At 71.0% G+C, this 25600-nt stretch carries 25 protein-coding genes and 1 pseudogene; 11 read left to right on the top strand and 15 right to left on the bottom strand.

Annotated elements, in window-relative coordinates; all coding sequences use genetic code 11:
* The first annotated feature begins 93 nt into the window (after positions 1-93).
* Positions 94-1701 carry an alpha/beta hydrolase gene (locus AC07EG_RS19075; RefSeq protein ID WP_478254445.1) on the top strand — a complete coding sequence of 536 codons (1608 nt, stop codon included), beginning with the start codon at positions 94-96 and terminating at the stop codon, positions 1699-1701.
* A gap of 4 nt (positions 1702-1705) precedes the next feature.
* Here the strand turns inward: AC07EG_RS19075 and AC07EG_RS19080 are convergent, their stop codons facing one another.
* A complete protein-coding gene (locus AC07EG_RS19080; protein WP_478254446.1) occupies positions 1706-1867 on the bottom strand; it encodes a hypothetical protein in 162 nt (53 codons plus the stop codon).
* 166 nt (positions 1868-2033) lie between these two features.
* On the opposite strand from AC07EG_RS19080, the gene AC07EG_RS19085 reads away from it, so the two are divergent.
* Positions 2034-2291, top strand: coding sequence for a helix-turn-helix domain-containing protein (locus tag AC07EG_RS19085; protein ID WP_478254447.1), 258 nt, complete (start codon positions 2034-2036; stop codon positions 2289-2291).
* 5 nt (positions 2292-2296) lie between these two features.
* Here the strand turns inward: AC07EG_RS19085 and AC07EG_RS19090 are convergent, their stop codons facing one another.
* The 10 genes from AC07EG_RS19090 to AC07EG_RS19135 form a co-directional block, all read right to left on the bottom strand.
* On the bottom strand, positions 2297-2872 hold the full coding sequence (locus tag AC07EG_RS19090; protein WP_478254679.1) for an EndoU domain-containing protein: 576 nt from the start codon (positions 2870-2872) through the stop codon (positions 2297-2299).
* A 42-nt stretch (positions 2873-2914) separates the two neighbouring features.
* Positions 2915-4243: a hypothetical protein gene (locus AC07EG_RS19095; RefSeq protein ID WP_478254448.1), complete on the bottom strand. Its 1329-nt coding sequence runs from the start codon at positions 4241-4243 to the stop codon at positions 2915-2917.
* On the bottom strand, positions 4240-4851 hold the full coding sequence (locus tag AC07EG_RS19100; protein ID WP_478254449.1) for an ABC transporter ATP-binding protein: 612 nt from the start codon (positions 4849-4851) through the stop codon (positions 4240-4242). The genes AC07EG_RS19095 and AC07EG_RS19100 overlap by 4 nt, the downstream gene beginning before the upstream one ends.
* Before the next feature lie 176 nt (positions 4852-5027).
* Positions 5028-6851 carry a phosphoenolpyruvate carboxykinase (GTP) gene (locus AC07EG_RS19105; protein ID WP_478254450.1) on the bottom strand — a complete coding sequence of 608 codons (1824 nt, stop codon included), beginning with the start codon at positions 6849-6851 and terminating at the stop codon, positions 5028-5030.
* 394 nt (positions 6852-7245) lie between these two features.
* Positions 7246-7956 carry a DUF6802 family protein gene (locus AC07EG_RS19110; RefSeq protein WP_478254451.1) on the bottom strand — a complete coding sequence of 237 codons (711 nt, stop codon included), beginning with the start codon at positions 7954-7956 and terminating at the stop codon, positions 7246-7248.
* 116 nt (positions 7957-8072) lie between these two features.
* Positions 8073-8570 carry a hypothetical protein gene (locus AC07EG_RS19115; RefSeq protein WP_478254452.1) on the bottom strand — a complete coding sequence of 166 codons (498 nt, stop codon included), beginning with the start codon at positions 8568-8570 and terminating at the stop codon, positions 8073-8075.
* Positions 8567-10423, bottom strand: a complete 1857-nt coding sequence (locus tag AC07EG_RS19120; protein WP_478254453.1) for a dynamin family protein — start codon at positions 10421-10423, stop codon at positions 8567-8569. The genes AC07EG_RS19115 and AC07EG_RS19120 overlap by 4 nt, the downstream gene beginning before the upstream one ends.
* Positions 10424-10436: 13 nt before the next feature.
* Positions 10437-10847: a nucleotide exchange factor GrpE gene (grpE, locus tag AC07EG_RS19125; RefSeq protein WP_478254454.1), complete on the bottom strand. Its 411-nt coding sequence runs from the start codon at positions 10845-10847 to the stop codon at positions 10437-10439.
* Between the two features lie 14 nt (positions 10848-10861).
* Positions 10862-11182, bottom strand: coding sequence for a TetR/AcrR family transcriptional regulator C-terminal domain-containing protein (locus tag AC07EG_RS19130; protein WP_478254455.1), 321 nt, complete (start codon positions 11180-11182; stop codon positions 10862-10864).
* Positions 11134-11466, bottom strand: coding sequence for a TetR/AcrR family transcriptional regulator (locus AC07EG_RS19135; RefSeq protein ID WP_478254456.1), 333 nt, complete (start codon positions 11464-11466; stop codon positions 11134-11136). Before AC07EG_RS19135 ends, AC07EG_RS19130 begins: the two co-directional genes overlap by 49 nt.
* Here AC07EG_RS19135 and AC07EG_RS19140 point away from each other — a divergent pair.
* Positions 11465-11872: pseudogene (locus AC07EG_RS19140) on the top strand (FAD-dependent monooxygenase); the annotation flags it as partial. The gene AC07EG_RS19135 and the pseudogene AC07EG_RS19140 sit on opposite strands and share 2 nt — an antisense overlap.
* Before the next feature lie 246 nt (positions 11873-12118).
* On the opposite strand, the gene AC07EG_RS19145 reads toward AC07EG_RS19140, so the two are convergent.
* Both AC07EG_RS19145 and AC07EG_RS19150 read right to left on the bottom strand, forming a co-directional pair.
* A complete protein-coding gene (locus tag AC07EG_RS19145; protein ID WP_478254457.1) occupies positions 12119-12421 on the bottom strand; it encodes a hypothetical protein in 303 nt (100 codons plus the stop codon).
* A 459-nt stretch (positions 12422-12880) separates the two neighbouring features.
* Positions 12881-14458, bottom strand: a complete 1578-nt coding sequence (locus tag AC07EG_RS19150; protein ID WP_478254458.1) for a dynamin family protein — start codon at positions 14456-14458, stop codon at positions 12881-12883.
* 121 nt (positions 14459-14579) lie between these two features.
* Here AC07EG_RS19150 and AC07EG_RS19155 point away from each other — a divergent pair, with 121 nt between their 5' ends.
* The 6 genes from AC07EG_RS19155 to trmB all read left to right on the top strand — a co-directional run bounded on the left by AC07EG_RS19155 (position 14580) and on the right by trmB (position 20081).
* On the top strand, positions 14580-15788 hold the full coding sequence (locus tag AC07EG_RS19155; protein ID WP_478254459.1) for a sensor histidine kinase: 1209 nt from the start codon (positions 14580-14582) through the stop codon (positions 15786-15788).
* Positions 15785-16441 carry a response regulator gene (locus AC07EG_RS19160; RefSeq protein WP_478254460.1) on the top strand — a complete coding sequence of 219 codons (657 nt, stop codon included), beginning with the start codon at positions 15785-15787 and terminating at the stop codon, positions 16439-16441. Before AC07EG_RS19155 ends, AC07EG_RS19160 begins: the two co-directional genes overlap by 4 nt.
* A gap of 166 nt (positions 16442-16607) precedes the next feature.
* Complete coding sequence (locus AC07EG_RS19165; protein ID WP_478254461.1) at positions 16608-17549, top strand: ATP-binding cassette domain-containing protein; 942 nt, start codon at positions 16608-16610, stop codon at positions 17547-17549.
* A gap of 16 nt (positions 17550-17565) precedes the next feature.
* A complete protein-coding gene (locus AC07EG_RS19170) occupies positions 17566-18327 on the top strand; it encodes a hypothetical protein (RefSeq protein WP_478254462.1) in 762 nt (253 codons plus the stop codon).
* A 543-nt stretch (positions 18328-18870) separates the two neighbouring features.
* The gene (locus AC07EG_RS19175) at positions 18871-19365 is read left to right on the top strand and encodes a hypothetical protein (protein ID WP_478254680.1); all 495 of its coding nucleotides are present in this window, start codon (positions 18871-18873) and stop codon (positions 19363-19365) included.
* 20 nt (positions 19366-19385) lie between these two features.
* Positions 19386-20081 (top strand): tRNA (guanosine(46)-N7)-methyltransferase TrmB, encoded by a 696-nt coding sequence (trmB, locus tag AC07EG_RS19180; protein WP_478254463.1) that lies wholly within the window; start codon positions 19386-19388, stop codon positions 20079-20081.
* Positions 20082-20115: 34 nt separating this feature from the next.
* Here the strand turns inward: trmB and AC07EG_RS19185 are convergent, their stop codons facing one another.
* Together AC07EG_RS19185 and AC07EG_RS19190 are read right to left on the bottom strand one after the other, a co-directional pair.
* Complete coding sequence (locus AC07EG_RS19185) at positions 20116-22314, bottom strand: FtsX-like permease family protein (protein ID WP_478254464.1); 2199 nt, start codon at positions 22312-22314, stop codon at positions 20116-20118.
* Positions 22311-23021 carry an ABC transporter ATP-binding protein gene (locus AC07EG_RS19190; RefSeq protein ID WP_478254465.1) on the bottom strand — a complete coding sequence of 237 codons (711 nt, stop codon included), beginning with the start codon at positions 23019-23021 and terminating at the stop codon, positions 22311-22313. Before AC07EG_RS19190 ends, AC07EG_RS19185 begins: the two co-directional genes overlap by 4 nt.
* 180 nt (positions 23022-23201) lie before the next feature.
* Here AC07EG_RS19190 and AC07EG_RS19195 point away from each other — a divergent pair, with 180 nt between their 5' ends.
* Both AC07EG_RS19195 and AC07EG_RS19200 read left to right on the top strand, forming a co-directional pair.
* Positions 23202-24947 (top strand): sensor histidine kinase, encoded by a 1746-nt coding sequence (locus AC07EG_RS19195; RefSeq protein WP_478254466.1) that lies wholly within the window; start codon positions 23202-23204, stop codon positions 24945-24947.
* Positions 24944-25597 (top strand): response regulator, encoded by a 654-nt coding sequence (locus tag AC07EG_RS19200; protein ID WP_478254467.1) that lies wholly within the window; start codon positions 24944-24946, stop codon positions 25595-25597. The genes AC07EG_RS19195 and AC07EG_RS19200 overlap by 4 nt, the downstream gene beginning before the upstream one ends.
* Positions 25598-25600 lie beyond the last annotated feature (3 nt).

Here is a 25600-nt window from a genome sequence, read left to right on the forward strand (position 1 = left end):
GGCCGGGCCGGGCCGATATCAATGACCCGCCATCGACTTCCGCGTACGCCAGGAAAACGGGCGAACACACCGAAGAGACAAGTGGGGCAACACATGAAAAGACTGCGCACCGCCGTGGTCATCCCGATGGTGGCGGGCGGCCTGCTCGCCGGGGTCACCCCGGCACTGGCCGATCCGGCCGCGACGGGCGGGTTACCGCTGAACTCGACCAACATCCCGGCGCAGTACGCCGGCCAGGTGCTGAACTGGCACACCTGCACCGGCGACGAACTGCCCACCGCACCGCCGCCGGGTGCCGAGGGCATCGAGTGCGCGACGTACCAGACCCCGCGCAACTGGGACCGCACCGGCGACAAGATCGACCTGACCATCGCGGTCAGCAGGCTCAAGGCGACCGGCGGCGAGGCGACCGCCAGCGTGATCACCAACCCCGGTGGCCCCGGCGCGCCCGGCCGCAGCTTCCCGGCCCGGCTGCGCAACCAGGCCAAGCTGCGCGCCAGCCAGGAGATCGTCGGCTTCGACCCGCGCGGCACCGGCAAGAGCACCAACATCACCTGCGGTGGGGCCATCGGCACCGGCGGTGACCTGGACCCGCGTGACCGGTCCAAGGGCAACCTGAACCTGATCCTGGACGCCACCAAGTACGCGGCGAACTCCTGCCAGGTCAAGTCCGGCGAACTGGGCCCGCTGATCAACACCTACCAGACCACCCGCGACATCGACCTGCTGCGCGTGCTGCTCAAGCGCGACAAGATCAACTGGGTCGGGTACTCGGCTGGCACCTGGATGGGCGCGCACTACGCCACCTACTTCCCCAACCGCGTCGGCCGGTTCGTGCTGGACTCGGCCACCGAGTTCACCACCACCTGGCAGAAGTCGTTCGACTGGCAGCCGCTGGGCTTCGAGCGCCGCTGGCGCCAGGACTTCCTGCCGTGGCTGGCCAAGTACGACTCGGTCTACCACTTCGGGAACACCGGTGAGGCCGCCCGCCAGACCTACGAGCAGGTCCGGGCCAAGCTCACGCAGAACCCGGTCGAGCTGGACGGCGAGAAGGTCAGCGCGGCGAAGTTCGACTCGACCATCCCCGGTTACCTCTACGGCAAGCGGAACTTCCCGGTGCTCGCCGAGTACCTGGTGGCCGTGCGCACGCTGACCGAGGGCAGCACCACCGCCGAGCAGAAGTCGGCGGCGGCGCAGAAGGTCAAGGCCGAGCAGAAGCCCGACGACGTGATCGGCCCGCAGCCGCTGGTGGTGCCGACCGACTACGACGACGCCTACGACGCCAGCTTCTGGACCATCCCCTGCAACGAGGGGCCGTGGACCGGGACCCGCAGCAGCGTGATCAAGCAGTCGCAGAAGCTGATCGACCAGGACCTGCCGCTGCTGGGCGCCGGCTGGCTGATCCAGCCGTGCATCTTCTGGAAGCACAAGCCGATCTCGCTGCCGAAGGTGAACGGCAAGGGCGTGCCGCCGGTGGTCATCGTGCAGTCGGTGCACGACCCGGCGACCCCGCTCGAGGGCGCGCAGCGCGCGCACCAGGCGTTCGCCAACTCGCGGATGCTGACCGTCACCGACGAGGGTGACCACGGCATCTACGCCGGTGGCAACGCGCCGGTGGACAAGGTCGTGGAGGACTACCTGGTCGACGGCATCGTGCCGAACGACCAGAGCCTGCCGGGCATGCCGCTGCCCACGCCCTGACCCGTCATCCTCTCCGCGGTTGTGGCACGAAGGCCCCGTCGAGCTTCCGCTCGGCGGGGCCCCTTTTTGCCGTCATGTCGAGTTGCTCGTGGTGGAGCGCGCCGCTGAGCACCACCAGCAGCGTCACCCCCAGCCCGAGGACCAGCAGCGCCAGACCTGCGATCACGATCGTCGACCTCCTCGCTGGGAACGAGTCGTTGCTGGTTCAGACGTGCGAGGAGGGCTTCCGGATACAAGTTTTCAGGTGTCATTCCGGTTTCGGCGAAGTTGTCCCCAACTGTGCACCGAGTTGTCCACAGCCTGGGGACAACGGGGCGACTAGACTGGACGGCATGGTGCGCGTTCCGTTGACCGAAGAAGAGCGGGTACGTGGTGAGCGGCTGGGTGCCGCGCTGCGGGCGGCCCGCGGGGAGCGGAGCATGGTCGAGGTGGCCGCGGAGGCCGGGATCTCGGTGGAGACCCTGCGCAAGATCGAGACCGGCCGCATCCCGACGCCCGCGTTCTTCACCGTCACGGCCATCGCCACCGCCGTCCGGCTGCCGCTGGACGCCCTGTGCGAAGCCACCGAACCGCTGACCAAAGCGTCCTGAGCGACTCAGGGCCGCAGCACCTTCAGCACGTGCTCGCGGTCGTTCAGGTAGAGGAAGCCCGGTTTCGGGATGTCGTAGGCGTTGAGCAGGCGTTCGAAATCGGCGTACTCGTCCACGCTCAGCGGTGTCCGCTCGACGACCAGGTGCGCGGCCAGCACGTCCACCAGTTCTTCCCACTCACCGGCCAGGTACAGCCCGTGGTAGTGCGCCAGCGCGTCGGCGGCCAGCCGGTCCGCCAGGTGCTTGAGCAGGTTCAGCGCGTAGAAGCTGACCCGGCTTTCGGTGAGGTCGGCGACGGTCGGATTGGCCGGGTCGGCGGCGGTGTCCGGATTGCGCACCACGCCGGGGCCCGCGATCGGGAAGCCGGTGTGCACCCGCCCGTCCGGTTCGACCACCACCACGATGGACACGCCGTCCCGCACGCCCGCCGCCCGCCACCGGCCGTTGGGCTGCCGCCACGGCGGTTCGTCCGGCCGGCCCGCCACGTCGGTGATCAACCGGACGATCCGGCGGCCACCCCAGTCCGCCGGGAATTCGGTGGTCGCCCGCCGACCGGTGCCCGCCGCGTGCCCACCACCCACGGTGATCAACTCCCTTCGCCACCGCGAGACTAGCCCGGGGGCTCAGCGCAGGCAGGACCACAGGACGAGCAGCGAAACCAGGCCCACCGAAACGGGGCCCAGAGGCACCACGCTCAGTAACAATGCCCCCACTGCACCGAGGTCCGGCCCCCGGATCGCCTGGGTGACGAGCCGGATCGGCGCCTGGCCGAACGGGGTGTCGGTGATGCCGAGGTCGTCGTAGCTCATCAGCGGGCGCGAGGCCGTGCGCAGCACCGCGGCGGCGGCGAGCGGCAGCACGAGCCAGGCGGCGGCGCCGAACGAGACGCCGAGCAGCAGCGCCACCAGCCACAACACCAGCCCCCACGCCAGCGCCAACCCGGCGAAAACCAGGGCGTACGCGGCCCGGAGCCGCAGGTCACCGCCGTCGAGCCAGCGGCGCAGACCCGGACTGCGCCAGAGTTCGCCGAGCCCGCCGGCGAACGGCATCAACGCCGCGTACCCCGCGATCGCCACCACCACGACCTGGGGCAACGCCGGAAAGGCCAGCCGCGCCACCCCGGCGGCGAAGGCGAGCAGCACGGCCGCCGCGGTGTACCGGCGCCGCCCGAGCACCCCGGCCAGGGCCAGCCGCCACACCGAGGTCACCGGCACGGGGACCGGCCGTGCCGAGGGCAGCACCAGCAGTGGGTCGAGGAAGCTCACCGCAACCAGGCGAACCACCCGTTCGCGCCACGCCGACACCAGCTCCAGCCGCCCGGCGGTCACCGCCGCCACCGGCCGCAGCGGCGCCCCGGACCCCCACGCGACCACCCCCGCGGCGAGCAGCAGCACCGCCCCGGATACCGAGAGCAGCAGCGGTGGCGGAGCGGTCACCGCCACCAGCGCACCCGCGCCCGCCAGCGCGACCGGACCGGCCGCCGTTCCGGTCTCGACCGGCCGCCGGGCCAGCGCCAGCGTCAACGCCGAACTCCCGGCCAGCAGGGAACCGGCAGCCGTCCACACCTCGACGGTCGCCTGGTGGATCGCACCGCCGAGCGCGGTGGCGTAACCGGTGGCGAGCAACCAGCCCAGCCAGACCCGCCACGACCGCGCGCCCATGGCGGGCACCCGGTCCGCTTCGACCCAGGTCAGTTCGGACGGATCGGCCCACCGGTACCCCCGGCGCAACTGGGCGCGGGCGGACAGTCCGGCCAGGACCAGCACCACCGCGGGCAACGCACCGCCGTGGGTGGAGACCCCCAGGAACTCCCGCCACCACGGCAGCTTGCCGAACGCGGTGGCCAGTGCCCCGATGCCGAAAACCACCAGGAAACTGGTGGTGTCACCGCTGAACACCCCGCCGAACCGCGGGCGGCCGGGAATCCGCACCCGGTCCAGCGTAGTGATCACGCGCCGGGCATGGTGAGCACCGAATCCGCCGCCTCCAGCAGCGGCGGGTGGTGGGTGGCCAGCGCGATCGCCGCGCCGCCTGCCTTGGCCCGGCGCACCAGCCCGGCCAGCCAGTCCCGGCCGTCGGTGTCCAGCGCGCGCTCCGGCTCGTCCAGCAGCAGCACCTCGAACGGCCGGGCGGTGGCACCCAGCAGCAACAGCCGCCGCCGCTGCCCGGCGGACAGGCTGCCCGCGGCCACCCCGGCCCGGTCCGCCAGCTCGGCCTCGGCGAGCAGCCGTTCGCCGTCCACTTCGGTACCGAAGCTGCCAGCCAGCAGTTCCAGGTGCTGCACCGGGGTCAGTTCGGCGAACACATCGGAATCGTCGAGCAGTACCGAAACCTTCCGCCGGAACTCCACACTGCGCTCGTCGGGAATGCGCCCCGCCACCTCCACCCTTCCTTCGGCGGGCGCCTGCATACCGTAAAGAACGCGCAACAGCGTCGATTTCCCGCTGCCGTTCGGTCCGACCAGCGCGAGGCACTCACCCGGACCCACCTCGCAGTCGAGGCCGCGGAACAGCCATTGCCTGCCCACGCGGATTCCCATGGATTCGGTAGTGATCCCCATGCGGCGACCATACTCGCGATTCTCCGGCCGGAAACGAATAGCCCTTTTGGGCCGAAAACAAGGCCAAAAGGGCTATTCAGGATGACAATCAACGGCGGTACCGGGACAACGGTGAACCCGTGCCCGGACAGCAGAACGGCCCGCCGGTGGGCGGGCCGTTCGGTGGCGGACGCGGGTCAGCCGAGGCGCTGGCGCAACGCGGCCAGCTCGTCGTGCAGGTTGGACGGCACCTTGTCCCCGATCTTGGCGAACCACTCCTCGATCAGCGGCAGCTCCTGGCGCCACTCCTCGGCGCTGAACGCCAGCGCCGCCTCCACGTCGGACTTCGGCTCCTCGATGCCGTCGATGTCCAGGTCGTCGGCGGTGGGCACCCAGCCGATCGGGGTTTCGGTGGCCGACGCCTTGCCCTCGATGCGGCCGATCACCCACTTCAGCACGCGCGAGTTCTCGCCGAACCCGGGCCACAGGAAGCGCTTGTCGTCACCGCGGCGGAACCAGTTGACGTAGAAGATCTTCGGCAGCTTGGCCGCGTCGGCCTCCTTGCCGAGGGTGAGCCAGTGCTGGAAGTAGTCGGCGGCGTGGTAGCCGAGGAACGGCAGCATCGCCATCGGGTCGCGGCGCACCTCGCCGACCTTGCCCGCCGCGGCGGCGGTCTTCTCCGAGGACATGGTCGCCCCCATGAACACCCCGTGCTGCCAGTCGCGGGCCTCGGTGACCAGCGGCACCGTGGTGGCGCGGCGGCCGCCGAACAGGATCGCCGAGATCGGCACGCCCTTCGGGTCGTCCCACTCCGGCGCCAGGATCGGGCACTGTGACATCGGCGTGCAGTAGCGCGAGTTCGGGTGGGCCGCCTTCTCGTCCGAGTCCGGCGTCCACTCCTGCTTCTTCCAGGAGGTGGCGTGCTGCGGCTCGCCCTCCATGCCCTCCCACCAGACGTCGCCCTCGTCGGTCAGCGCGACGTTGGTGAACACCGAGTTGCCCTGCTCGATGGTGCGCATGGCGTTCGGGTTGGTGTGCCAGTTGGTGCCCGGCGCGACGCCGAAGAAGCCGAACTCCGGGTTGACCGCGTACAGCCTGCCGTCCTCGCCGAAGCGCATCCAGGCGATGTCGTCGCCCAGGGTCTCCACGCGCCAGCCGGGAATGGTCGGCTGCAGCATGGCCAGGTTGGTCTTGCCGCAGGCGCTGGGGAAGGCCGCGGCGACGTAGTACGCCTTGTCCTCGGGCGAGATGAGCTTGAGGATCAGCATGTGCTCGGCGAGCCAGCCCTCGTCACGGGCCATCACCGAGGCGATCCGCAGCGAGTAGCACTTCTTGCCGAGCAGCGAGTTGCCGCCGTAACCGGAGCCGTAGCTCCAGATCATCCGCTCCTCGGGGAAGTGGGTGATGTACTTGGTCGAGTTGCACGGCCACGGCACGTCCTCCTCGCCCGGGTTGAGCGGGGCGCCGACCGAGTGCAGCGCGGGCACGAACTCGCGCTCGGTGCCGTCCTCGGTGACGAACTTGTCCAGCGCCGCCTGCCCCATCCTGGTCATCACCCGCATCGACGCCACCACGTAGGCGAAGTCGGTGATTTCGATGCCGAGCTTCGGGTCGTCGTCGCCGAGCGGACCCATGCAGAACGGGATGACGTACATCGTGCGACCCCGCATGCACCCGCGGTACAGCTCGGTCATGGTCGCCTTCATCTCACCGGGGTGCGCCCAGTTGTTCGTCGGCCCGGCGTCCTCTTCGCGCTCGGAACAGATGAACGTGCGCTCCTCGACGCGCGCGACGTCGTCCGGGTCGGAGGCGGCCCAGTACGAGTTCGGCTTCGCCTTCAGCGGCACGAAGGTGCCCGCTTCCACCAGCTCGGCGTTGATCCGCGCGGACTCCTCTTCGGAGCCGTCCACCCACACCACTCGGTCCGGGGTGGTCAGCTCCGCGACCTCCCGCACCCACGCCAGGACCTTCGAGTGCGTGGTCGGGGCGGCGTCGAGTCCGGGGATGGCTACTGCAGTCATCTCTTCTCCTGAACTCCGGCAAAAAAGCCCACACCGGACCGACGTCCGGGGCGGGCTCCTTCGCCGGCGACCGAATGGCTTCGCACACCGGCTGCGGGAACCGGTGTACTGGCTTGGGGATTCTTGGAGGGTAACCGGATGGACGGCGAGTAACCGAGGGATGACCTGTCGGTTCTCTCACAGGAACGATAAGGGAATCGATTCAGTTGTCGCCGGAATGGCGGAAGGGGAAAGTTCTTCCTGCCCGGAGCCCCGTGGGTTGCCCGATCCCGGCGACGGAAATAGTGCGCTGCGTCTCACTCGAACGCGCGTTATCCTGGGCTACTTGCCCGTTTTCCGCGAATAGCAGAAAGGCCCGGCGCGAGTTCGCGCCGGGCCCTGGTCAGCGGCCGGATCAGTTGGGGCTGATCCACTGGCCGGTGGCGGAGTCGATCTTGGCGACGCCCTCGACCGGCTGCGAACCGCTGCCGCCCCAGGCGTCGTCGGCGGCGGACGGCACGCCCACCGCGCCGACCGCGCTGCTGCCGGTCTGCTCGGTCCACTCGCCGTCGCCGGTGTGCTCGTACACGGTGGACTCACCGCTCGGGTCGATCACCACGGCGAGATCGGCCTCGCCGTCGCCGTCGACGTCGGTGAAGCCGATGGTGTTGCCGGAGGAGTCCTCGACCACGGCGGTGTCGTTGACGCCGTCGTTGTCGGTGTCCACGGTGGCCGGTCCGACCTCCACCTCGCCCTCGGGCAGGTCGGCGGTCATCCCGCCTTCGCTCCCGGTCTGGGTGGTGGGGTCGGTGTCGTCCCCGGTGGTACCCCCGGAGCTGACGTCGACCCAGTCGCCGGACGCCTCGTCGTACGCCGCGTGCGAGACCACTTCGCCCTGGGCGTCCAGTTCGATGAACTCGTCGGCGTCGCCGTCGGCGTCGGTGTCGACGAACGCCTGGACGCCGCCGTCCTCGGTCTCGATCGTCGCGGTGTCGTTGACGCCGTCCTCGTTCATGTCGAAGTTGACGTCAGCGGTGTACTCCTCGCCGTCGACGGTCACCGTCATCTCGTCCGCGGCAGCGGTGCTGTCGGTGGTGTCGGTGCCACCGCTCTCGTCGACCCACACGGGAATTCCCCCTTCGCCAGGAGTCGCCCCGGCAGTTCAAGGATGTTGTCTTCAGCGGTTATGACTCACCGTATGCCGGTTCGGTTCCCCGGCACAACAGCCGGTCACTCCATCGGCTAGCTGGGCAGGCCCAGCGCACCCAGCGTCACGCACCACCGGTCGTTCGTGGTGCTCAGGTTGAGCCGGTAACGCAGTTCGCCGTCCTCGTAACCGGCCGGGTTCGCCAGTTTCCCGTCGATCCAGTAACCGGCACTGGCCGCGGACTCCGTGCCCTCCTCCGGCGACAGGGTCATCTCGACGCCCTTGCCGGTCAGCTCCTCGCGGATGCCGTCCACGTACTGCGGGCCGAGCGAGCAACTGAGCGCCACGATGGTCTCGGCGTCCTTGTTGTTCACCGCGTCCACGTACTGCTGGGCGGTGGCCCGCGGGTCACCGCTGGTGCCGCTGTCGCTGAGCAGCACCACCAGCAGCACCGCACCGCCGCCGAGCAGCACCACCAGGCCCACCACCAGGCCGACGACCAGTCCGGTGCGGCTCTTCTTCGGCGGCTGCGGCGGATAACCGTATGGCTGCTGGCCGTGGTAGGGGTACGGCTGCTGCGGTGGCTGGTTCACGACGTCTTGTCCCTCAGCGTCCGGATCCGGGACAGGAAACCCTCGGCGCGCTCGCGACCCTCGCTCACCTGCGTGAGCCGCTTGGTGACCAGGCTGAGCTTCTTCGCGCGCTCCTGGGTGCCCATCTTGATCGTCTTGTCGACTTCCTTCAGCTCGGCTTCGATGGCCTCGATCCGGCGGCCGAGCGCCTCGTCGAGCGCCAGCGACAGCTGCTGCTCGGCCTCGATCAGCTGCTCGGCGACCAGCTGGTCGAGCGTGGACCTGGCGTCCGCGATGGACTCCACCAGCCACTGCTTCATGTGCTGCTTGTCCGCCGCGTGCCGCCGGGTCCTGGCCATCCACCAGCCCGCGCCCAGCCCGATCACGATGGTCGCCGGCAGCACCACCGGGTTGAACAGGGCGAACCCGGCCAGCGGCGCGGCCACCAGCTTGCCCGCGCCGACCCCGCCGGACACGCCCATGAACACCAGCAGCTTGTCCTCGGCGGTCGGCGGCCGCTTGTCCGGCGGGCGCAGCACCACCGGCGGGCCGCCCGCCCTGGCGAACTGGGCGCGGATGACGTCGAGCTCCTCCGGGGAGAACAGTTCGGCCAGCGCCACGTCGGTCACCTGGTTGAGCCGCTGCGCCAGGGCCAGCGACATGCGCTGCGAGATGGTTTGCAGCGCGACGTCGACCTGACCGGGCAGCTCCTGGATCTGCTCGCGCTTGGCCGCGTCGATCTGCTGGCGGAAGTAGGACTGGGCGTCACGCATCTGCCGGTTGCCCTCGTGCCCGATCTCGACCCGGGTCCGCTGGATCTCCCCGCGCAGGCGCAGCTGCCAGCCGCGGGTGGACGACCGGCGCTCGGCGGCCAGCTGGTCACGGCGTTCCCGCAGCACCTCGGCCTCGGCCTCACCCGCCGACAGCGCCCGCCGCTCGGCCTGCAGCTTCGAGTGCTGCTCGCCGAGCGCGCTGGACAGGGCACGCAGGGTGTTGGCCTCACCGAGCATGGCCGACCGGCCGACCAGCATCTCCTGCATCGCGGCCTGCAGTTCGGCCACCCCGGACCGCTCCCGCAGCATGGTCCTGGCCTGCTCGTTCGGCGCCTTCGCGGCCATCTCGAACATGCGTGCGCTGACCGGGTGGAACACCGCGTCGGCGAACCGGGGCGCGTGCTCGCGGAGCAGTTCGCGATCGGCGTCGAGCACCTGGCGCCAGCCGCGGAACTGGTCGGTCTTGGTCAGCGCGAACAACACCGTTTCCACGCGGTCGCCCATGCTGCGCAGGAAGTTCAGCTCGCTGGAGGTGAACGGCGCGGAGGCGTCCACCACGAACAGCAGCGCGGTGGCGTTGGCCGCCGCCTCCATGGCCAGCTCGGCGTGCATCGAATCCAGCCCGCCGACGCCCGGGGTGTCCACGATGGACACCCGTTCCAGCAGCGGCACCGGCCCGCTGACCTCGACGTACCGGGGCGGGAGCTGCCCCTCCGGCAGCTCGTGGCCCGCCGAGACCCAGCGGACCAGCTCGTCCATCTCCACCCCGACCGGAGCCAGCTGACCGGGGTAGCAAGCCTGCGCCGACCACGCTTCGGCGTGTTCGAAGACCAGGTAGGTCGCGGTGGCCACGTTCGCGTCGACCGGGGACAGCCCCGGCATCGCCAGCAGGGCGTTGACCAGGGAGCTCTTGCCGCGGTTGGTCTCGCCGACCACCACCACCGACGGTTTTTTCGGCCGGGCCCTGCGCAGGTCCTCCACCCAGCGGGCGGCCTGCGGGTCCAGCTCGCGCAGCAGCGCCAGCAGGGTCTCCCTGGCCTGCTTCACCTGCGCGGGCAGGGTGGGCTTACCGACGGATCCGAGCGCGGCTGGTGCGGTCACGCCCGAATCGTAGCTATCTCCTGGTGTAAACGGTGACGATCGGGGCACGCAGCAACCGGTCGCGATCGGCGAAGCCGACCACCTCGGTCTCCGCCACGATGCCGTCCAGCGCCGGGTCCTCGGTCGGCACCGCGCCGCCTGCCTCGTGCACCGCCGGGTCGAACCGCTCGCCGTCCGGGCGCAACGCCCGCACCCCGACCTCGGCCAGGCCCTGTTCCAGGCGCTCCACCACACCGCCGCTGCGTGCGCGGTCCAGCGCGTACAGGCACAGCTGGATCAGCGTTTGCCGTTCGACGGACGCCTGGTCCACGTCCCCGCCGGGCACGATCACTCCTACGGGCTCCACATCGGGTTCCGACGCGGCTGCCCCCGCCCCGGTTCCGCCGTCTTCGGCTCGATCGTGTCCGCGGGACCACAACGACATGGAGCGAACGTAGCTCAGCCCCCCGCCCGGCCGCCGATGAGTGCGGCCAGACCGTCGAGGATTCGTTCCAGGTCGAAATCGAGGGCCCTGTCCTGGCTGTCCTGGCCGTCCTGGCCGTCTTCCGCCGCCTCGGCCATCGCCGGGAAGCGCTCGCCGTGCTCCCGCATCAACGCGTCCAGCGTGCGGGTGAAATCGGCCTCCGGCGTGGCCGGCTTCCTGGCCTGCTCGGCGATGGTCCGCAGGTGCCCGGCCAGCGTGGCGACGGCGTCGAGGCGTTCGCCGCCGGTCAGGCCGGTGCCGTCGAGCGCGGCCAGCGCGCGGTCGGTCCAGCCCACTTCGCACGGCCCCCACACGCGCGGGCGCGGGGTGCTGTCGAGCAGGCACCAATGCCCGAGCCGCTCCCGCCAGGTGTCGCCAGTTCTGCCGGCTCGCCGTATGCCCGGTCGGTCATCGCCGCGACCAGGTCGTCCTTGCCCGGTACGTGCCGGTAGAGCGACATCTTGGTGAAGCCCAGCTCGTCGGCGACGCGCTGCATGGACACCGCGGCCAGGCCCTCGGCGTCGGCGACCTCGATGGCCACCGCGACGACCCGGTCCAGGCTGAGCACCGGTTTCGGCATGGACGTGTTGATCTCCGGTGCCAGCGTGGCCGGACCGGCGCTGGCCCACTGGCTGGGCCGATACGGTTTCCGGCCGACCGTGGTCGAGGTGGCACCGGCGCCACGCGAGGGCGGTTACGCGGTGGACTTCCGCGGACCGGCGCACCTGCGGGTGCTGGAGCGGATGGGCCTGCTCGACCGGATCCGCGAGCGGCAGACCGGCGGCACGCCGATCCGGTTCGTCGACGAGGACGACCGGGTGCTGCTGGAGCTGCCCGCCGAATTCGCCGGTGGCGCGGTCGAGATCCGGCGGTCCGACCTGTCCGCGCTGCTGCGTGAGCACATCGCCGCCGAGTACGTCTTCGGCGACTCGATCCGCACCGTGGCCGACACCGGCGACGGCGTGCACGTGGTGTTCGAAAGCGGCACCGAACGCACCTTCGACCTGGTCATCGGCGCCGACGGCCTGCACTCGAACGTCCGGCGGCTGGCGTTCGGGCCGGAGGCCGACTTCGTCCGGCACCTCGGTTACCACGTGGCGGGCTGGGAGATGGCGGCACCGCCGTGGCTGGACGGAGCGGCCGGTTACAACACCCCGGCCGGTACGCCTCCGTCGCGGTCGACCACCGGGGCGCGGCGGGCGCCTACGTGCTGTTCGCCTCCCCCGACCTGGTCAACCGGCCGGATCGCCCTCCTCGGCGACGCCGCGTGCGGTGCCACCCTCGGCGGCATGGGCACCGGCACCGCCATCGTCGCGGCCTACGTGCTGGCAGGCGAACTGGCCACGGCCGACCACCGCACCGCCTTCGCCCGCTACGAACACCTGCTCCGCGATTTCGCCGCGGAATGCCAGAAGGGCGGCGACCGCACCGGCGCCTTCCTCGCCCCGAAAAACGGCACTGGGCATTCGGCTGCGGAACACGGCGCTGAGCCGGAAACCGCTGCTGAAACTGATGCTGAAAGCGGGGGAACACATCAGCTCGAACTTCGGATTACCGGATTATCCATACGAAGCGTCCTCGCCACGTCGGGAGTGATGTCGGAAGCGGGCCAGCAAAGCGGGTGTGCCGTCTGGCTTCCTGGCTTTCCGCGCGAAGCTTCCTTGCCCGCCGATGCTGGAAGCGGGCGCGGGCTCCCTGGCCATCCGCGCGCGAAGTTCCTCAGGCCGCCGCGAACGCGACCGCGGGTGAGCGCGTCAGGCTCCCGCGCCATCCGCGCGAAGCATCCTCGGCCGCTGGAGCTGAGGCAGGCGCGGGCGTGCCATCGGATTCCCGGGCCCTCCGCACAAGCTTCCCAGCCGCTGAAGCGGGCTCGAGCGCCAGGCTCCCAGGCGATCCGCACAAAGCTTTTCGGCCGCTGTAGCCGCGCGTGCGCCAGGTTCAGCGGCCCAGCCGCGCGTAAAAGCTTCCTGCTGATGCCGAAGCGGGCACGGGCATCAGGCTCCCGCGCCATCCGCGCGAAGCTGTTGCCAGATCAGGAAATACGCGCGGTGCACCACGTGCGCCACCCGGCTCTGCGCCGGCGTCGCGCCGAACGAGGCGAAGGAGCGCCACCAGCCGGCGCGTTCGAGCGAGTAGGCCGCCAGTTCCGCCCGCGGGCGGCCGGGCATGCCGAGCTGGGCGCCGATGTCGGCGTTGCTGCCCACCCGCAGCACCTCCTCGGCCAGGTCCTCCGGCATGTCGACCGCGCCGGAGGCGACCAGCGTCAGCGCCTCCAGCAGGCGCAGCTGGTGCGCCTCGGGCTTGGCCAGCAGGACTTCGATGGCGTCGTGCACGCGCTGGCGTTCGGCCGGGTCGCCGGAGGCGTGGGCCAGCGCGGTGACCGAAGCGAGCGCGGCGGCGGCCTTGATGCCGTCGGCCCGCGCGGCGAACACCATCGCCAGCCGGGCCCGCACGGCGGCCAGGCCGGAGGCGTCGAGCAGCTTGCGCCGCAGCGAGCCCGCGGTGATCTCCGGCTCGGCGCGGATCGCCTCGATCGCGCTGCGGATGCCGAACAGGTCCAGCTTTTCCAGCAGCCGCAAGCGAATTCCGGAGGGGACGGCGCATTCCCAGGTGGTGAAGATGTCCGCGGAGATCAGCATCGTCTCCAGCGAAGCGTCGTCGACCTCGGCGAGTTGCCGCAGGGCGTCGGCGTCGGCGGAGGTGAAGGCACCCGATTCGGCGGACTCGGCGAGCAGGCCGATCACCGGCAGCACGTCGGCCACCCGGGGCTTGAGCGTGGCGGCCTGCTTCTCGGCGAGCATGGTCGCCGCCTTCCACACGTCGTCCCCGGCGCCGTCCACCGACTCCGGGGCGATCGTGTCGGCCTTGTTGAGCACCGCGATGGCGTTCACCGGCCCGGCTTCGCGGCTGGCCGTGGCGGCGGTGAACGCGGCCAGCGCCTGCTGGTCGTCGGCGCGCACACCCTGCGTCACCACGTAGAGCACGGCCTCGGCACCGGCGACGGCGTTGCGCGAGGTGTCGTCCAGCTCGTCGGAACCGGATTCGTCACCGTCGTCTTTGCGGTGCTTCGCGGCGCCGAGCAGTTCCTCGGTCCGCGACACCGACGCGGCGTCCAGCGAGCCGAGGCCGGGGGTGTCGATCACCGTCATGCCCTGCAGCACGGCGTTGGTCAGGTACGCCTCCAGGTGCGACACCTCGTCGATGTCCACGCCCAGCTCGGCCGGGATGCTGCCGTCCGGCGCGAACGGCAGCACCTGCTTGCGGCCGTCGGTGAAGACCACCTCGACCCGGTCCACCGTGCCGTACTGGAAGCGGGTGACCAGCCGGGTGCACTCACCCACGTCCGTCGGTGCCACCCGGCGCCCGATCAGGGCGTTGACCAGGGTGGACTTCCCGGACTTGATCCGGCCGGCCACGGCCACCTGCAGCGGCGCGCCCAGCCGGCGCATCACCTCGGCGAACCCGGCCGCGGTGCGCGCGGAGACCTGGGACTGCAACCGGTGGCAGAGGTTGCCGACCGAGGTGGACAGGGGTCCCGCGAGCCGCCCGCCCTGTTCCGCCGGTGCCGTCACGCGCTTCCCTCCCCGAGTGCTCGGATCTCGGGGTCAATCATGCCCGTCATCCTGCGGTCGCATCGAAGGTGGTCCCGGCGGGCGACGCGGTTTCCCGCCCAGCGGACCTACGCTGGATTCCGTGCGCCGCCTGAGCCTCTGGTTACGGAAACACCCGATGGTCGGGGACAGCTGCATCGCGGCGTTGCTGCTGCTGTTCGACCTGCTGCTCCTCGTGGTGTCGGCCAGCGAGGAGACCGGGCTGGTGGTCCACCCCTGGTTCGTCACCGTGCCGCTGGACGTCCTGGTGGTGCTGCCGGTGGTGTTCCGCCGGAAACGACCGGTGTGGGCGGCGTACGCGGCGCTGGTGCTCGGCACCGTGCACGGCGGCCTGCAGCTCGGCGTCGCCGGCCTGCCGGTCGGCATGATCGCGATCTACACCCTCGTCGTCTACGCCGGGCGGCGCCACGGTGCGCTGTACCTGCTGATCAGCGTCACCACCAGCATCGTCCAGCTGTTCGTGCAGGTGGACGAGGAGCTGGCGATCAACGCCGTGCTGCTGGTGCTCGCGTACGCGTGCTGCTGGCTGCTCGGGGAGTTCGTCGGGGCGCGGCGTGCGTACCACTCGGAAGTGGAGGCCAGGTTGCACCTGCTGGAGACCGAACGAGACCAGGCCACCCGGATCGCGGTGGCCGCCGAACGCGGCCGGATCGCCCGTGAGCTGCACGACGTGGTGGCGCACGCGGTCAGCGTGATCGTGGTGCAGGCCGACGGCGCCTCCTACGCCATCCGCTCCAACCCGGACCTGGCCGAACGCGCGGTGCAGACGATCTCCGAGACCGGCCGCGGCGCGCTGGCCGAACTGCGGCGCCTGCTCGACGTGCTGCGCAACGAGGAGTCCGAGGGCGAACCACGCGTGCCCCAGCCCAACGCGAACTCGCTGACCGAACTGGCCCAGCGGGTCGGCGCCGCGGGCGTGCCGGTGGTGGTGGAGGTCGACGAGAACTTCGACGACCTGCCGGCCGGGGTGTCCCTCGGCGTCTACCGGATCGTGCAGGAGTCGCTGACCAACACGCTCAAGCACGGCGGTCCCGGCGCGAAGGCGGAGGTCAAGGTGCACCGCGAGGCCGACGGCGTGCGCATCGAGGTCTCGGACAACGGCAACGGCGTGCGCCCGGTGCCGGTGCCCGCCCGCGGTGCCACCGCGGTGACCGCGCAGCTGCCCGGCGGCAACGGCCTGATCGGCATGCGTGAACGCGCCAACGTGCTCGGCGGCAAGCTGGAGGTCGGCCCCCGGCCGGGTGGTGGCTGGCGCGTGCACGCCACGCTGCCGGTTAGGTTGGACCCGTGATCCGGGTGGTGCTGGTCGACGACCAGGAACTGATGCGCGTCGGCTTCCGCATGGTGCTCGGCGCCCAGCCCGACATCGATGTCGTCGGTGAGGCGGGCAACGGGGCGGAGGCGGCGCGGCTGGCCGAGGAGCTGCGGCCGGACGTGGTGCTGATGGACGTCCGGATGCCGGTGCTCGACGGCGTCGAGGCGACCAAGCTGATCGTCGACGCCGGCACCGCGCGCGTGCTCGTGATGACCACCTTCGACCTGGACGAGTACGTCTACGCCGCGTTGCGCGGCGGGGCCAGCGGGTTCCTGCTGAAGGACACCCCGCCGGACCACCTGGTGTCGGCCTTGCGGTCGGTGGCCAGCGGGGAGGCGGTCGTCTCGCCGTCGGTGACCCGGCGGCTGCTCGACCGGTTCGTCGGCTCCGGTGACGCGCCCCTGCGCGACGCGTCCGTGCTCAACGCGCTCACCGAGCGGGAGCGCGAGGTGCTGGTGTTGATCGCCAAGGGGATGTCCAACACCGAAATCGCCGAAGCCCTCTTCCTGTCCGAAGCCACGGTCAAGACCCACGTCGGCCGGATACTGGCGAAACTGGAGCTGCGCGACCGCGTGCAGGCCGTGGTGCTCGCCTACGAGACCGGCCTGACCCGTCCGGGTATCGCCTAGCGAGTTCAGGGTCCGCTCAGGGGCATCACCGATCCCCCTCGTCCCCGCGGCGCGCCAAGCTACGACTGCAGTCGGGTGGGAAGTTCGATCCCTGGGATGACGCGCGAAGGCGCGGCGCCGGGAAACGATGGTGTGGCATCCGGCGATCCGCTGCCGAGGAGGAGACATGATCGAGGCAGATGGCCTCACCAAGAGGTACGGGAAGACGCTCGCCGTGGACCACCTGTCGTTCAGCGTGGCGGCCGGGCGGGTCACCGGCTTCCTCGGCCCGAACGGTGCCGGGAAGTCCACCACCATGCGCATGGTGCTGGGGCTGGACAACCCGACCGCGGGCCGGGTCACCATCGGGGGGAAGCGGTACCACGAACTGAAGAATCCACTGAGGACGGTCGGCGCGCTGCTGGACGCCAAGTGGGTGCACCCGAACCGCTCCGCCCGCGCGCACCTGGCGTGGATGGCGAAGTCGAACCGGATCGCCGCGAGCCGGGTGGACGAGGTGCTCGACATCGTCGGCCTCACCTCGGTGGCGGGCAAGCGCGCCGGCGGTTTCTCGCTCGGCATGTCGCAGCGGCTGGGCATCGCCGCGGCGCTGCTCGGCGACCCCGAGGTGCTGCTGTTCGACGAGCCGGTCAACGGCCTGGACCCGGAGGGCATCCTCTGGATCCGCAAGTTCATGCACCGGCTGGCCGACGAGGGCCGCACGGTCTTCGTCTCCAGCCACCTGCTCTCGGAAATGGCGCTGACCGCGAGCGAACTGGTGGTGATCGGCAGGGGGAAGCTGATCTCCCAGAGCTCCACAAAGGACTTCGTGGCGCGGGCGTCGGAGAACACGGTCAAGGTGCGCAGCCCGCAGCTCGGGCAGCTGGGCCAGTTGCTGGCCGGCGCCAGCGCCCAGGTGACCGAGGACGACGGCGCGCTCATCGTGTCCGACCTGGACAGCGCCAAGATCGGCGAGATCGCCGCCCAGCACGGTCTCGTGCTGCACGAGCTGAGCCCGCTGCAGGGCTCGCTGGAGCAGGCGTTCATGCAGATCACCGGGGACTCCGTGGAGTACCACACCGGACTCGAAACCGAAGCGGCGCAGCTGCTGGCGCCGACCGGTCAGTGACTTTTTGGAGACGACGATGACCCTGCTCGCAGTCGAACGCATCAAGCTGTTCACCACCCGCTCGCCGTGGTGGTGCGCCCTGGTCACGCTGGCCGTCACCATCGGGTTCGCCGCACTGGTCACCGGCACCACCGAGAACACCGAGTTCGTCTCGGTGGGCAGCGCCGAATTCGGGTACACCTTCGGCCTGGCCGTGGTGATGGTGCTGGCCGCGCTGGCGGTCACCACCGAATACCGCTTCGGCACCATCCGCACCACGTTCCAGGCGGTGCCGCACCGGGGTTCGGCGCTGGTGGCGAAGACCGTGGTGGTGGCGCTGCTGGCGCTGGTGCTCGGGGAGATCGCCGGCTTCGGCTCCTGGGCGGTGGCCAACGTGCTGCAGCCGGACGCCGACCTGGCGCTGAACACCACCGCGGAGTGGATCAACGTGGCGGGCATCGGCCCGGTGTTCGCGCTGGCCGCGGTGGTCGCGGTGGCCGTCGGCATCCTGATCCGGCACAGCGCCGGCGCGATCTCGCTGCTGCTGATCTACAACCTGGCCGTCGAGGGCCTGGTCCCGCTGATCCCGTCCATCGGTGACGACATCCACCAGTGGATGCCGTTCAACGTGGCCCACCGCTTCGTCACCGGCGACGGCTCGTCGATGGGCGGGCAGGAGGTGGGCCCGCCGCTGTCGTCGTCGACGCTGAGCCCGGCCTGGGCGCTGGCCTACTTCGCCGGGTTCGCGGTGATCATGCTGGTCATCGCCATCGCCACCGCGAAGAAGCGGGACGCATAAGCCTCTACAGGGGAAATCCGGATCCGCGGCACGGGGGTGCGCAGAGCCGGAATCGGGGGAAGGGGCCCGGGTCGCCATCGGGGGGCGACTCGGGCCCTTTCGTGTGCCCGGCGACTCGAACCGTCGACTGTGGAATAAGCCGGCCTGGTCCGAGGTTCAGCCGGTTGGGTGGTCCGGTGGTGGAATTTTGCGGGCGGGCGGCGGTTTCGCTGCGGAAAACCGGGGTAAGGGGTGAATCATTGCGGGCCCGCGGCGAAGGCAAAAGATCACCGGAAAGCGCCGAAAACAGGTAGTAACGAATTTCAAGATCTAAGCGACATACTGATGAGGCACTACTGCACGCAGCCGGGTTAAGACCATGTAAATACGCTGTGGGTTCGCTCACACACAGCAGACATCGGGCCGCTGACCAGGCATTTTCAATGGTGAACCCGTCACGGAACTCTACGGAGGTGACCCTTGACGGTGGTGAAAACCGATCGAGGAGTCGAAGGCAGCATCCCCGCCCAGCGACCGGCCCCGCGCCAGCTCCGGCTCGAGCCGATGGTGGGACTCGAATGGTCGCAGGCGATCGAAATGCCCCGCAGCGTGGCGGCGGCGGTCAAACCGTCAGACATCCGGCGTGCGTGGGTCCACCGCGCCCCCGAAGACCAGGTGCTCGCGCTCTACCGGGCGACGGCGGCGGGGGGCGAAGTGGTGCCCGCGCCGTGGTGGCTCCGGGCCGTGGTGGCTGGTGAGCTGGATTCCCGGGAAAGCGGCTTCCGCGTCGAGGACCGGGTGGCGCAGTTGCTCAGCAGGCGCATCGGCTGGGAGTACGTGCCGTGGGCCGCCGACGGCGAAGCCGGTTACTGGGAGTTCATGCCCTCCGAGGGCGGGCCCGCCGGGCACCGGATTCCGACGACCATCCTGAACACCGACCGGCACACCGGCTGGATCGACGTGCTGCCCGCGCACAGCGGTCCCACGCCGAACCCGATCGCGGTGCCCGGCCTGGCCGGGCTGCGCTCGCGGCTGGGGGAGTTCGAAGCGGTCCGCTGACCGGCGGTTAGGTTGGCCGGGTGGAAAGCGAGAACCAGCCGCGCCTGCGCAGCGTGGTCAGCTACGTGCAGCGCGGCGGCCGGATGACGGTCGGCCAGCAACGCGCGTGGGAAGAGCTCTGGCCGTCGGTCGGCCGCAAGGTGGCCGAGCTGCCCGAGGGCCCGGTCGACTTCGACGCGTGGTTCGGGCGGAAGGCGCCGGTGCTGCTGGAGATCGGCTCCGGCATGGGCGAGACCACCTCGCAGCTGGTCGCCGCCGCGCCGGAGCTGAACTACGTCGCGGTCGAGGTGTACGAGCCGGGCCTCGGCCAGTTGATGCTGCGTGCCGAAAAGCTGGGCGTGACGAACCTGCGCCTGGTCAACGGCGACGCCGTCGTGCTGCTCACCCGCCACATCCCGGCCGACTCGCTGCACGGGGTGCGGATCTTCTTCCCGGACCCGTGGCCGAAGAAGCGCCACCACAAGCGCCGACTGGTCCAGCCGGAGTTCGTCCGGCTGGTGGCCTCGCGGATCGAACCCGGCGGCACGCTGCACCTGGCCACCGACTGGGAGAACTACGCCGAGCAGATGCTCGAGGTGCTCTCGGCGGAGCCGTCGCTGGTGAACCGGTACGACGACTGGGCACCGCGGCCGGACTGGCGGCCGGTGACCAAGTTCGAGAACCGCGCCCGCGAGGAGAACCGGATCAGCCGGGACCTGATCTTCGAACGCCGCTGACCGCGCCCCGGGCGGGACGCGGTCAGCAACTCCCTCACTCGTCGGCGAGGGGTTCGGCGCGCACCCGGTTCAGGGCCGGGGTGCACACCGAAGCCGCCAGCACGGCGACCCCGGCGCCCAGCACCACCGGCGCCAGCAGCCACGGGCTGAGCACCACCGGGTCGTCGTCGACCAGGCTGAACAGCCCCAGGCCGACGATCGCGCCGACCACACCGGCGCCGATGGTGGCGACCAGGGCGGGCAACGCGGCCTCGGTCCGCAGGGCCCGCGCCAGCGTGGGCACCGGGGTGCCCGCGGCGATCAGCGCGCCGAAGGTGCGCCGCCGGTCCATCACCGAACCGGCGGTCGCGATCGCCGCGCTGCACCCGGCCAGGATGCCCGCGGCGACCAGGCCGATCACCGTCACGCGGCGCAGGTCGCCCAGCTCGGTCTGCTGGTTGCCGAGGATCAGCTCCCGGCTGTCGATCTGCTCCCCGTCGGCCACGGTGATCAGCGCCGTCCGCACCACTTCCCGGGTTTCCGGGGTGGTCGGCACGGCCAGGGTGAAGTACTGCGGCCGTACCCCGGCGGGCACCGCCGACGGGTCGATGAACAACGAGGTGAACTGCTCCTCGCCGCGCGAGGGCACTTCACGGGCCACCGTGCCCGCGGGCAGCGGCTGCCCCTCCGCCCCCAAGCCGGCGGACACCTCCACCCCGGCCAGGTCCATCGGCGTGGCCGCGTAGACAGCGGGGCTGCCGTCGCAGGTGGCCGCGTTGAACCGCAGCAGGCCGCGGGCGTTCGCGCAGTCCAGCACCAGCGCGGACCGGCCGCCCACCTCGACCTGCGGAATGGTGGCCACCCGCTCCGGCACCCCGTACCTGGCCAGTTCGGCGTTGGCCGCGTCCGCCCGCTGGTGCGCGGTCTCCGCCTCGGAGTCCAGGTAGAGCACCGAATCGTGGAACGATCGGCCACCACCGGCGAGCGATTCGAGGCTGGGCAGCAGGGTCAGCGCCATCGACCCGGCGAACACCGCCAGCACCACCCCGGCCGACGCGCGGTAGGCACCCTTCGGATCGTCCCGCAGCCGCCGACCGGCGAGCAGTCCGGCCGGTTTGCGCCACAACCGGACGAAGATGCCGCCGACCGCCGAGGTCACCCACGGCCCGACCACCGCCGCCGAGCCGACCAGCACGAACAGGCCGCTCAGCACGATCATGATGCCGCCGTCGTCGGCCGCTGAGATGGCGTAGAAGAAGAACGACCCGGCCACCGGCAGCGCGAGCAGGCGCCACCAGTGCAGCGGCTTCTTGGTGTGCCCGCCGGTCGCACCCAGTGGCGCGGTGACCACCCGCCGGAGCCCGGCGACCGCGGCCAGCAGCACCAGCGCGGGCAGCGCCGCGGTGATGCCGATGGCGAGCGGGAGCGGCAACGCGAAGTCGTCGGCCTGCCAGGTGCCACCGGCCCACGGCACCACCGTGGCCAGTGCGTTCGCCAGCGGGCTGACCGCCAGGCCGAGGAGCGCGCCGGCCACCGCGGCGAGCGCGGTTTCGGCGGCGACCATGCCGATCACCTGCTTCGGCGTGGCCCCGGCGAGCCGCAGCGCGGCCAGCCGCTGCTCACGGCGCGCGGCGGTCAGCCGGGCCGAGGAGGCGACCAGCACCAGGCTCGGCACCAGCAGCACCACCACACCGACCCCGGCGAGCAGTTGCAGCAGGGAATCCGGTTCGGCGCCGTCGACGGGGAAACCGTCGACCGGCATGGCGTCCTGCGGCATGTCCTCCGGCGAGTGGCCGACCAGGGCGACCAGCTGCTCGGGATAGGCCAGCGCCTGCTCACCCAGCAGCGAACGCGGCCCGGTGCCGAAGCGGTCGGACAGCTGCGAGGCCATCCGCGAATCCATCAGCCGGGCCAGTTCCGGTGAGACCAGCGCTTCGCCCGGCCCCGGCAGCCGGTCGACGCCCGGTGGCAGCGACCCGACCGGGCCCAGCTGGGCCACGTCCACCCGCTTGATCTCCCGGCCTTCGAAGTAGTCGTCGGAGATCGCCTTCGACAGGTTGGCCGTCTGCCCCTCGGTGAAGACCTGCTGCTGCCACAACGCGCGTTCGGCCCGGGCCTGCGTGCCGAAGGGCAGGCCGACCAGCAGCAGCACCAGCGCGGTCGCCACGGCGACCCCGACGCCGGTGAGGATCGCCGAAACCCGCGTCCGGCGGTCGGCCCGCAGCACGCGCACGGCCAGCTGGAACGGGTTCACGCCGCGACCCGCACGTCGATCCGGCCGTCGCGGATGGCCACCGTGCGCGGCATCGACTCGGCCAGCTCGCGGTCGTGCGTCACCACGATCACCGCGGCCCCGGTCTCGGCGGCGGCGCCCAGCAGCGCGCCCATCGTGTCGTGCCCGGTCCGGGTGTCCAGCGCGCCGGTCGGCTCGTCGGCGAAGATCACCTTCGGCTGGTGCGCCAGCGCGCGGGCGATGGCCACCCGCTGCGCCTCCCCGCCGGACAGCTCACCCGGGCGCCGCTGCTCCTTGCCCGCCAGGCCGAGGCGGGCCAGCCAGCCGCGGGCGGCGGTCAGCGCCTCCTTGCGCCCGGCACCGGCCAGCAGCTGCGGCAGCGCCGCGTTCTCCTCGGCGGTCAGCTCGGCGACCAGCATGCCCGACTGGAAGACGAAGCCGAACTCCGAGCGCCGCAGCTCGCTGCGCCTGGTCTCGCTGAGCTGGTCCACCCGCTGGCCGCCGAGGAAGATGGCACCGTCGTCGGCCTTGAGGATGCCCGCCAGCACGTGCAGCAGCGAGGTCTTGCCCGAGCCGGACGGCCCGACGATGGCGATGGCCTCCCCGGCGCGGACGTCGATGTCGACCCCGGCCAGCGCGTACTGGGTGCCGTAGCGCTTCACCAGCCCCCTGCCGGACAGCACGGGCGCGCCGTCGTCCGTCCCGAGTGGACGCTGTGGATTCTGCACCGGAATTCTCCCTGTCGTCGCCTGATTCGTTCTGCTGCCGAGCAGACTCGCCCAGCGCGGGGGTGCCGGGCTTCGGGCAGACGGCCACCGCGGCCGCCGGGAACCTCGGCCGATCGGCCGAGGGGGAGATGGCCAGGCGGCCAAGGTGCGGTCCGCGGGCGATCCCCTACCGTCGCTACCGTGCCCACCGTCGACCAGTTCGCCGCCAGGGTCACCGCGTTCCTGCGGTGGCTCGGCGTGCCCGGTATCGTGCTGCTCGCGGCCGTGCTCTGCGACCTCGCCGTGATCACCGGTGCCGGACCGCGCCTGCGCGACCTCGGCATCGTGCCGGGAATGCTGCTGATGGCCGCTTGCGCGGTCTGGGCCAGGACGCAGCCGGTGGCCGCCGCGTTCACCGGTGCGCTGGTGCTGGTGTGCTCGTCGCTGCTGCTGAACCTGTTCCGGGTGCCGACCTATTCGACGGTGCTGGAGAACCTGTCGTTCGCCGAGACGGTGGCCGGGCTCGAACTGGTCATTCTCCTGGTCCGCTCGGCCCGCCCCGGGGTGGCTTTCGCGGGCACGGTCTCGCTGGTCGTGTCGTGCGTGCTGGCCATCGCCGCACGCGAGGACGTGGACCCGTTCAGTTCACTGGCCGAGGGCCGGAACAGCCTGTTCGGCGCCGGACTGCTCTTCGCCGCGGTGTTGTTCGGCATCGGCGCCCGGTCCCCGGCCCAGCGGCAGCGGAAGAGCAAGCTCGGCGAGCTGGTCAGCGGGCAGTGGCCGATGGTCGGCCTGCTGTCCCTGCTGTTGTTCTTCGAACTCGGCGCGGCGGTCAGCGAGGGCCTGCGTGCCGCGCCGACGCTGCTCTGCTCGCTGGCCGCGGGCGGGCTGGCGATGCTGGGGAAGCGCCATCCGGTGACCGCCGCCTGGGTGCTGGCCGGGCTGATGCTGTTCTCCGCCGTGGCCACCCGGCTGGTGCTGCGCGGCCACTCCAGCTACGTGCTCGCCGGCGGGGTGCCGATCGGGCAGGTCGGGGCCGGGGCGGTGATGGTGGTGCTGCTGATCCGGCACACCACCACCGCGCGCGCCTGGCCGTCGATCCTGGTGCTGTCGGGCGCGGTCGCGTTGAGCGCGATGGCCAACGTCCGGCGCGACGGCCCCACCCTCGACTTCGACGACCTGCAGCCGCACATCCTCTCCGCCTTCCTGGTGCTCGGCATCTCCATCGCGACCGGGCTGTTCCTGCGGTCCAGGGATTCCGAGCGCAAGCAGGTGGTGCAGTCCGCGGTCACCGACGCCCAGACCGCCGAGCGGATGGCGCTGGCCAGGGAACTGCACGACGTGGTGGCGCACCACGTGACCGGCATCGTGGTGCAGGCGCAGGCGGCGAAGGTGGTCGCCGAGAAGAACCCGCACGTGGCGCTGGACGCGCTGGACCGGATCGAGACCGCGGGCACCGAAGCCCTGACCGCGATGCGGCGCCTGGTGCGGAGCATGCGCGGGGACCACCCGGCGGGCACCACCGAGTTCAGCGAACAGGCCACCATGAGCCTGGCCGCCGACCTGCACAAGATGGTCGACGCGGCGAACCACGGCGTGCACACCAAGATCGAGCTGAACCTGCCGGAAAACCTGCCGCAGGAGGTCGCCCGGTCGGCGCTGCGGCTGGTCCAGGAGTCGCTGACGAACATCGGCAAGCACGCCGCCGGCGCCACGGTGGCCTGGGTGTCGGTGCGCGAGGAGGACGGCGAACTGCACATCAGGGTGACCGACAACGGGCACGGGGAGAGCCAGCGCACCGCGCCGATCCCCGGCGGATACGGTCTGGTCGGCATGCGCGAACGGGTCGCGCTGCTGCACGGACGGTTGCAGGCCGGCCCGTCGCCGGAGGGCGGCTGGCTGGTCGAAGCGTGGTTGCCCCTCGAAGCTCGGCAGGGAGCGGAATGATCCGGGTGCTGATCGCCGACGACCAGGAAATGGTGCGGATGGGCTTCCGCATGATCCTCGACGCGCAGGACGACATCGAGGTGGTGGCCGACGTGGCGAACGGTGTGGACGCCGTGCGCCGGGCCCGCGAGCTGCGCCCGGACGTCTGCCTGCTGGACATCCGGATGCCGGAGCTGGACGGGCTGGCGGTGACCAGGCAGCTGGCCGGGCCGGAGGTGGCCGACCCGCTGAAGGTGGTCGTGGTGACCACCTTCGACCTCGACGAGTACGTGCACACCGCGTTGCGCAACGGCGCCAGCGGGTTCCTGCTCAAGGACGCCGGGCCCGCGCTGCTGATCGAGGCGGTGCGCGCGGCCGATCGCGGGGACGCGCTGGTGTCACCGCAGATCACCGTGCGGCTGCTGAAGCACTTCGACAGCGCACCGGCGCGCCCGTCGGTCGAACCGCCGTCGGAGCCGCTGACCGCGCGTGAAACCGACGTGGTCAAGGCGACCGCGCGCGGGCTGACGAACACCGAGATCGGCACCGAGCTGTACCTGTCGTTGTCCACGGTGAAAACGCACCTGGCTTCGGTGCAGGGCAAGATCGGCGCGCGGAACCGGGTGGAGATCGCCGCCTGGGCCTGGCGTTCCGGCCTGATGGACGAGTGAGGG

This window comes from Amycolatopsis sp. NPDC045836 (assembly GCF_056431745.1).